This is a genomic window from uncultured Planktosalinus sp. (assembly GCF_963973675.1).
Classification (GTDB): domain Bacteria; phylum Bacteroidota; class Bacteroidia; order Flavobacteriales; family Flavobacteriaceae; genus Planktosalinus.
In genome coordinates this window covers 1-1,737 of sequence record NZ_CAXBAN010000458.1, presented here as the reverse complement: position 1 = coordinate 1,737, position 1,737 = coordinate 1, and the positions used below count along the sequence as shown (strand labels likewise).

The window sequence follows — 1,737 nt, the reverse complement described above, 5'->3', positions numbered from 1 at the left end:
CTAAAGAGCTTAAACCGTTGGTGAATAAAAATATCGTGCACAAAAAAATAGGTCAATCCATAGGCGAAAATTCCTAAACCAATGGGCAATCCATACCAAAAATCATAGTTTTTCCAGGCTATAAAAAAACCGATACTTACAGCGGCATAAAATAGGAAGAAAAAGTCATTGCGTTCCCACCAGCTTTCATGGTCTTTTTTGTGATGGTCTTTGTGGAGGCTCCATAAAAACCCGTGCATAATAAATTTGTGAGTAAACCACGCCATAAATTCCATAAAGAAAAATGTTCCTATAAATAGTGCTATCCAAAGTATGATTCCCATTTCTAAAGTAAATTTAATCTGTAGTTGACATAACTTTTTGCAAGTAAACTCATTTTTTGGTAATTGTTGACTCTTATTCTGGCATTTTTTATTTTGGAAGAAGGTGTGAGTTTAAGTTTGTTTAAAAGTTTTTTGTAATAAATATAAGCAGTATAGACTCCAAACTTTGCCTCTACCGGCAATTGATTAATGCCTTGAAAGCCCATAGAAAAATTATATTCAATATCATCAATTATTTTCTGTTTTGATGCTTCATCAAGCTTATTCAGATCAGTTTCTGGAAAATAACTTCTGCTTAAATCTTCGTGGTCTGCTTTTAAATCTCTTAAAAAGTTTACTTTTTGAAATGCTGACCCCAAATGCATAGCCGCTTCTTTCAATTGGTCATATTTTTCTTGATCTCCTTTTACAAACACCTTAAGACACATTAGGCCTACCACATCAGCAGAACCATATATATAAGCTTTATATTCTTTTTCTGTTAAATAAGTTGATTTTGTCAGATCTAGCTTCATACTATTCATAAATGAATCAACTAGATGTTTGTCAATTTTATATTTATGAAAGGTGTGTTGAAAAGAATTTAAAATGGGATTGAGACTTATTTTATCAATCAATGTATCTTCAAGGGCCTTTTCAAACCGCGTAAAGAGGATTTCTTTGTTATAATCGTGAAATGAATCTACAATTTCATCAGCAAACCTCACAAAACCATATATGTTGTAAATGTCTTGTCTGATACTTCCAGCAAGCATTTTTGTAGCAATTGAAAAAGAAGTACTGTAAGAGGTCGTTACAGTTTTACTACATTTTTCAGAAACAGTGTCAAATAGTGCTTTCATAACATTTTGGTTGATATTAGTTGGCGTTTTTTTCAATCAGTTGAGCTGTCAATTTACCTGAGATTAAAGAGGGAGGTACACCCGGTCCCGGAACTGTCAACTGGCCTGTGAAATAAAGATTATTAACTTTACTGCTTTTTAATTTTGGTCTTAAGAAAGCTGTTTGAAACAATGTGTTTGCTAACCCATAGGCATTTCCTTTATAGGAATTGTATTGCTCAATAAAATCATTGACACAAAAACTTTCTTTAAATATAACGAATTTTTTTACTTCCTGATGGGTCAATTTTTCAAATCGGGTCATTATTTTCTCAAAATAGTCTTCTCTGACTTCAGGAATATCTGTTAAGCCTGGAGCTAGTGGAATTAAAAAGATACCTGCTTCTTTTCCTTGTGGCGCAGCAGTTTCATCAGTTTTTGATGGAAAACTAGCATAAAAAAGTGGCTCTTCAGGCCATTCGGGTGTGTCATAAATTGCTTGAGCATGTTTTTCAAAACTCACGTCAAAAAATAAAGTGTGATGATTTACATTTTTGATTTTTTTATCAAAACCCACATAAAAAAGTAAAGAG

At 32.6% G+C, this 1,737-nt stretch carries 2 protein-coding genes and 1 pseudogene; all 3 read right to left on the bottom strand.

Translation table 11 applies throughout. The annotated features are described in order from the left end of the window. The coding region (locus AACY61_RS13320) for a beta-carotene hydroxylase (protein WP_339612066.1) at positions 1 to 323 on the bottom strand (323 nt) is incomplete at its 3' end. 2 nt (positions 324 to 325) lie between these two features. Then, positions 326 to 1,165, bottom strand: a complete 840-nt coding sequence (locus tag AACY61_RS13315) for a squalene/phytoene synthase family protein (protein ID WP_339612064.1) — start codon at positions 1,163 to 1,165, stop codon at positions 326 to 328. A 16-nt stretch (positions 1,166 to 1,181) separates the two neighbouring features. Further along, a pseudogene (locus tag AACY61_RS13310) lies at positions 1,182 to 1,737 on the bottom strand (phytoene desaturase); the annotation flags it as partial.